The sequence below is a fragment of the Telluribacter sp. genome (assembly GCF_035998675.1).
Lineage (GTDB): Bacteria > Bacteroidota > Bacteroidia > Cytophagales > Spirosomataceae > Telluribacter.
This window is the reverse complement of record NZ_DASYHI010000012.1, coordinates 40,845-47,926: the sequence shown is the minus strand read 5'-3', so window position 1 is coordinate 47,926 and position 7,082 is coordinate 40,845. Positions and strand designations below refer to the sequence as shown.

At 45.9% G+C, this 7,082-nt stretch carries 4 protein-coding genes; 3 read left to right on the top strand and 1 reads right to left on the bottom strand.

Annotation, left to right across the window (positions count from 1 at the left end; all coding sequences use genetic code 11):
- The first annotated feature begins 289 nt into the window (after nucleotides 1–289).
- Nucleotides 290–568: a hypothetical protein gene (locus tag VGN67_RS05035; protein WP_327485683.1), complete on the top strand. Its 279-nt coding sequence runs from the start codon at nucleotides 290–292 to the stop codon at nucleotides 566–568.
- Nucleotides 569–1,147: 579 nt separating this feature from the next.
- The gene (locus tag VGN67_RS05030; RefSeq protein ID WP_327485682.1) at nucleotides 1,148–3,340 is read left to right on the top strand and encodes a polysaccharide lyase family 8 super-sandwich domain-containing protein; all 2,193 of its coding nucleotides are present in this window, start codon (nucleotides 1,148–1,150) and stop codon (nucleotides 3,338–3,340) included.
- A 118-nt stretch (nucleotides 3,341–3,458) separates the two neighbouring features.
- On the opposite strand, the gene VGN67_RS05025 is transcribed toward VGN67_RS05030, so the two are convergent.
- Nucleotides 3,459–4,292 carry an SGNH/GDSL hydrolase family protein gene (locus VGN67_RS05025; protein WP_327485681.1) on the bottom strand — a complete coding sequence of 278 codons (834 nt, stop codon included), beginning with the start codon at nucleotides 4,290–4,292 and terminating at the stop codon, nucleotides 3,459–3,461.
- A 764-nt stretch (nucleotides 4,293–5,056) separates the two neighbouring features.
- Between VGN67_RS05025 and VGN67_RS05020 the strand changes: the two genes are divergently transcribed.
- A complete protein-coding gene (locus VGN67_RS05020) occupies nucleotides 5,057–6,715 on the top strand; it encodes a sulfatase (protein WP_327485685.1) in 1,659 nt (552 codons plus the stop codon).
- The last annotated feature ends 367 nt before the right edge of the window (nucleotides 6,716–7,082 follow it).

Genomic DNA, 7,082 nt, shown 5'->3' with positions numbered 1-7,082 from the left:
TGCTCTCTCTTTGGGGGGAAGTGGGACCTAAGAAAGGTCGCTTTACCTGATCGGGCGCTTAGTCTTAACGCCGGCGCGGTCTGGTTTAGTTCCTGATTAGGAAGAACTTTTAGCTTCACTACCTGGGCCTTCTTTGTGGCCTTTGCCCGGCCGTCTGCCGGGGCTGCTTTTCCCGTTGTTAGGAGGGCAAAAGTAGTATAGGAGCTACCCTTTCTGCAAGGGTTTTGACAACTATTTTTTTAGCTTCTGCCTAAGCGGCTGATGAACGTTGGGTTCTACCTGGGAGCCTTTGATAAAACAACCATCCTTGCTCTCTTCGGCAGTTCGAAACCGCCTGCTCAGGCATGAGTTCCCGCCAGAATTGAACTGGTTTAAACATTATATCGTTCGCCTGGACCTGGGCCACCAGGGCTTTGAAAAAGACTATGAGTGTCCGAAAGTTATCATACCCAAAAAGAAACTGGGCCAGTGCCTACTCAGCGAGTCAGAAAAGCAGCAGAACAAAGCAAAGTCCTCGGAAAAGATAAGCGTCGAACATGCCATCAGGGGCATGAATCGCTACTGCTGACAGGGTAGCCGGATTTTATCCGCCCCCCTGCGAATCCACAACGGCAAAGTGTACAGTGATGCCGTGGAAGTCTGCGCTGGCCTTTAAAATTTCTATTTAACTAATTACTCTTATTCACCGATGCAGCAGATCTTTTGTAAAGTAGCGCTCACTCATAAAATGAATGTATCGAAAATAGAACAGTTAGGAGCTTTGGGTGGCCAATCAAAAATGGGGCAATTTATGAATAATCAGATCGAAAACTTACCCCTGCTCTACCATCTTGTATTGCTTATCTCCTTTTCTGGTTAAGGTACCAGGCTAAACCCTTTCCTATTTTATACAAACCAGATTTTGATTAAGGGCAGGTGGAGCTTAGGAAAAAATAATTCAATGATGATCATATACCTATGAAATGATCTGACTTTGACAAACCAGTTCAGTAGTATTTACATGCATAACATTTTGGTAGTTTTTTTACCGGTATCGGCTACCTATTCTGAGCCGGAATGGATAGAATGATTTGTTTGTCTGGTCCTTCATTCAGTAGAAATTAACAGTAGGATACTTAGGCTCTTATTGGACAAATAAACCAAAGCAATGCAAACTTACTTACCGAAGATGTCACAACTGCGCTTCGTCACAATGGCACTTGGCTTCTCCCTGCTGACATCGTTTTGCCTGGCGCAAAAAAATGACATAAAAGTAATAAAAGAGCGAATTATTACCGACCTGATGTCGGCCAAAGTCAACGACACTATGGTGGAGGCCCTGATGGCCAAAATGAATGACGATGGCAGTTTCAAAGGCATTAACTACGAAGACCTTAGCCGCACAGCAAGTTTCCCCCACGGGGGGCATACGCGCGATCTGGTATTAATGGCCAAGGCTTTCAAAAATAAGGCCTCCCGTTTCTACCAAAGCAAACCGCTTAAAGCGCTTATTGAGAAGGGATTGACTTATTGGGTTAAAAACGATTTTGTGGGGGACAACTGGCATGACAATCAGATTACTACCCCGACCAACCTGGGAAACCTAATGCTGGTAATTGGGGATGAACTACCCAAAGACCTCGTGGCCAAAGCCCAGCCTATGATTGGCCGGGCCAACATGAATGCCTCGGGTGCCCGCCCCAGCGGTGATCGGATTGTGATCGCAGGTATTTTAGCCAAAAACCTTCTGTTCCAGGGCAACCACCAGGAATTTGATACCATTATCAAAATAATTGAAAATGAACTGAAATTTTCGACGGGTGAGCGGGGCATGCAGCATGATTATAGTTTTCACCACCGGGTGGACCGGGTGAATAATACCTCCTCTTACGGATACGGAAAGTACGCCAATGCGTTCGGAGAATGGTCCTACTACGTGGCAGGTACACGATATGCTTTCTCCAGAGAAAAAATAAACCAACTGGTCGATTACTATCTTGACGGGATCTATAAACAAATGGTTTATGGGGTTTATGAGGATATCAGTGTAAAAAACCGCAGCATTTCCCACCGGGCTGCCGCTCAGCCGCAGCCGTATAGTACCCTGGAAATAGAAAGGTTGCTGATAAGTACGGATTACCGGAAGGGCGAACTGGAAGAAATAATCCGGTTACGAAAGGGCGAAGCCAAGCCCTCTGCTTCTTTCGCTAAATTTTTCTGGCAGACCGAACATTTTGTATTCCAGCGCCCCGGATACTATACTACTGTACGCATGTTTTCGACCCGCAACCGGAATATGGAAGAGCCCTATAACGGACCGGGTAAAACAACGCACCACCGGGCCGATGGTACTAATTATCTCTTGCTGAAAGGTGATGAGTACCACAACATCTGGCCCGTGTACGACTGGCAGAAGATTTCCGGAACTACAATCGTGCAGAAGCCACAGCTCCCCGGTCCTGATGATATTCAGAAGGAGGGGCTGACCGATTTTGTGGGCGCTGTGACTGACGGAATGTACGGGGCAGTAGTCTTTGATTTTAAAAGTCCGCATGACCCTCTGGAAGCGAAAAAATCGTGGTTTTTCTTTGACGAAGAGTACGTTTGTCTCGGCACCGATATCAAATCAAAGTCAAATATGCCGGTGGCCACCACACTAAACCAGGCGCTGATGCGGAGCGACGTGTACATGGGGCTGAACGACACCAGACAAATCGTTGAAAAAGGTAACCGGAAGCTTGAGAAAGTAAAATGGGTACACCACGATAAAGTAGGTTATATATTTCCCGAACCAACCACCGTTAACTTATCCAATCAGGTTGAGACGGGCCGCTGGTCGGCAATTACAGACCAGAAAAATATCAGCAACGAGCTGGTAAGCGAAGAGGTATTTACCTTGTGGTTCAACCACGGCAGCAAACCGGGCGGAGCTGCCTATCAGTACATTGTAGTACCAAACGTAACGGAGCAGCAGCTGAACCAAACCAGCCGGAACAATCGATCAATAGAAATTCTTTCCAACACTTCTGCCTTGCAGGCCGTAAAACAGGGTCAATTAGGAATTTCCCAACTGGCTTTCTACAAAGCCGGTGCTGTGGAACTTGAAAAAGACGTAACTGTACGGCTGGATAGTCCCGGTATGGTAATGGTGAAAATGCAAAAAGGAAGGTTAATTGAACTGACTCTGGCTGATCCTTCCAGAAAGTTAAGCCGGATGCTGGTGACCCTGAATGGCGTTTATAAAGCCAGGGGAGAAAACTTCCGTACCCTCGTCGATGAGCAGCAGAAAAGTACACTTTTCATCGTGGACCTGCCACAGGGGGTTTATCTGGGAAAAAGTGTCCATCTAAAGGTAGAGTAGCTTGGAGACAGGATAACTACCTTCGTCAATTAAAGATATAGATTTTTAGATTTCCGCTTTTCCAGTTATGGAAAGACATAACCAACAGGTAGTAATTGTCAGTTTATTTTAATACTATTTAATACTTTCTGAGTACTTTGATAAGCTTTTGACTGATTAGCGCGTACCCCTTGTCCGAAGGGTGCAGCCCATCATACGTTTGAGCCACCGCATCTACTGGATAGGGATATTCATCCGTTGCCGGATCAAAAGGTACTCGGGTATAGGCTGGATAAGTAAAGTTTTGGTATGCACCCGTTTCCGGATTTTTAAGGCGTTTAAACTTTACCAGCTTCTCTAGCCGTAAACCCCTTAGATGATATAAATCAAGAACGGGAATTTGTTCCAACCGACCAATAGAGTCAATCGCCTGGGCAAAAGCCTCAAGTTGCTGTCCATGCCTGGCCTGGTAGGAGCCAATAGCATTGTTTTTATAATTGAACAGGTACACAAAATCGGTTCGCTGCATTGGGGTTATCAGGATAATATGTGCCTGTGGGTTCAAGCTTCGGAGCTTATTAATAATAATCCGAAAAGAGCCATAAACGGTGGCATTTCCTGTATTGGATGTATAGTCAGCCAGATTTCCCAACGGTCGGCCGGCCCACCAATCATTTGTTCCTAAAAAAATAGTATAAATATCCGCTTTTTCTATGCCCAATTGATCAAACGACTGGGCAATGCGGCCTGCTGTCCAACCATTATGGCCCTGGTTTACGTAGTGGAGATAGGGAAGCTTCTCAACCACCCTTGTCATGTATCCCCGGGTAATCCGGTTGCCTGTTTCATCCTGATGCTCATTTAAATATGTAATTGAATCCCCGATAGCCACCCAGCTAAGTGGCTTATGGGTAAAGCAGCAGAATAAGCCCAGCGGGACTACCAGCAGAAAGAGCAGTTTTAATTTGTTCATTTTGTAAAAAAATATCAAAGTCGTTAATTTAAAAGATCAATTACTCAGGAAGCAAGGAACAGATGTAATTACAATACCTAAAAGAGTACGATTGCCTGCCCGCCTGTAAAGGTACGCTTCTCTCCTATTTACATTAGCGCCTGAAGTACCAACTAAAATTATTCTTACAAAGCCAATCCAATAGCTAAAGTATGGTATCGTCCGGTCCCTTTGATTGGAAAAGGCAATTATTTTTCAATTGGGTACTTTTGATCAGATTTCGGTTTTCCTATTCATTCTGGAATTCGCAGGAAATTGTAGCCTACTGAAAGCAGTACAGGTAAGGAACTTTGTTAGCCGCTCCTGTAAACTTCTTTTCCATACGTTCCAGGGGGCCTGGGCAAACCTAAACTTGGAAACCCATACCCCGCAGGAGGCCAGGCCCCTGCCCGCCTCTAAGGCCGCAGACAACACTATTCGGGGATAGAGCAGAACAAGTTCCGGATAACGGTCGGCAATGCTACTATGCTGGATATGCTGTACCGCCTGAACCCCAGGATTGCGACCAACTTCATCGGGAAAATGATGAAAAAGTGCCTGGCCCAGTTACCATGAGATAGCAAGGTACTTTCTGGTCAGGTACCTTGTATTAAGCGTTGTAGGATTTTATTTTTTTTAAAGGCGGGCTATGTGTAAATTGTACACAATTTACTATTATAACGGATAACATACCTGCTGCCATGTTAAAAATTTCTTTATGGGCCGGAGTAGTTTTGCTCTTTCAGATGAATATTGCGTTCGGGCAATATAAAGTAACAAAGGACCGCCGGGGGTCGGTCCCACCCAACATCATCTTCATCATGTCGGATGATCATGCTTACCAGGCCATTTCAGCCTATGACAACCGTCTGATTGAAACGCCTAACATTGACCGTATTGCCAAAAAAGGGATGCTCTTTACCCAGGCCAGTGTCACCAATTCCATCTGCGCTCCTTCCCGGGCCACGATCCTGACGGGCAAACATTCGCATATCAATGGCAAAGTGGACAACCATTTTCCTTTTGATACGACCAATATCACCTTTCCCCAGCTACTCCAGAAGGCAGGCTACCAGACGGCCATGTTTGGCAAACTTCACTTTGGCAACAATCCCAAAGGGTTCGATCAGTTTAAGATCCTGCCGGATCAGGGGTCATACTACAATCCTGACTTCATTACTAAAAACGAGGGCAACATTAAGGTAGAGGGGTACGTAACGGATATCATTACAGATATGACCCTGGACTGGCTCCAGAAAGAGCGGAAGCAGGACCAGCCTTTTATGCTGATGTACCTGCATAAAGCCCCGCACCGGTCGTGGCTGATGGCGGAGCGTCATCTGGAGGAATATACTTCTAAAACCTTCCCCGAGCCCGCCACCCTCTTTGATGATTATTCCGGCCGGACCTCCCCGGCCGCTGAGGCCGAGATGAGTATCCTCCACCACATGTCCTGGGCGGGCGACAATAAGGTACTTCCTGAGCTGATGGACGAACTGAAAATTCCGGAGATTGGGATGGACAAACGCCGTTATGTCTACGAGATGAGTCGCTTTAATCCATCGCAGGCCGAAAATTTCAGAAAAGCCTATGCCAAAATCAATGAAAGTTTCAAAAAGGCGTACCCTGGCATGACGGCCCAGGACAAGATGAAGTGGAAGTACCAGCGCTATATGCAGGACTACCTGGGTACCATCAAGGCCGTAGATGAAAACGTCGGAAGATTGCTGGATTACCTGGAAGCCAATAATATGATGGAAAATACCATTATCGTCTACACTTCCGACCAGGGCTTTTATCTGGGTGAGCACGGCTGGTTTGACAAGCGGTTTGTTTACGACCAATCCTTTAAAACACCTTTGCTGGTCGCCTGGCCGGGGAAGGTAAAGCCCGGTAGCCGCTCGGATGAACTGGTACAAAACCTGGATTTTGCCCAGACTTTCCTGGATGCGGCCGGTGTAAAGGCCCCGGCTGATATGCAGGGCGAAAGCCTGGTACCTTTGCTGAAAGGTGATACTAAAAAATGGACCAGGAAAGGGGTATACTATCATTACTACGAGTACCCCGCCGAGCACATGGTGAACCGGCACTACGCTATAGTGACCAAGGACTACAAGTTGATCCACTACTACTACGTAGAAGACCAATGGGAGCTGATTGACCGGAAGAAGGACCCGCAGGAGCTGAAAAATGTATATAACGACCCGGCCTACGTTAAGGTCAGGAAAGAGCTTCATGCGCAGTTGGATCAGCTCAGGAAGAAGTACAAAGACAATGAAGAGCTAAGCCAGGTGTATGTAGACAAGCTGATGGAAGATGCTTCCAATGGAAAGGTCTACGGTGTGAGCCCCGAAAAGATTCAGGAAATTAAGGCCAGACGTGCGAAGGTCGTGAGTAAAAAGTAGCAGGCAACCTCTGTTAAGCATGTTGTTAGCCACTACACCACCTTTTTGGAAGGTAGGTCGTACCTAGAAACAGAAAACCCGCTATACTGCCAGTAGAGCGGGTTTTCTATTCTTATTCATTTTTTGATTCCTTGGTACCTTTACTGGTTATAAGCTTTTGTAAAAGGTGTTTCAGGAAGACGGCAAAGGACTAACCGGAACCATTAAAATAAAAGAATAAATCTAAAAGGGCTTATCCTTTCCTACGAGTTTTACCACCCTGCACTTTTTTGGATAAATCCACTACCCCTAATTTTCATATATTTCCTACGTGGAACACGCGCTAATCTACCTTTTTATATAAATTTGTAGAATATAATCTATATTT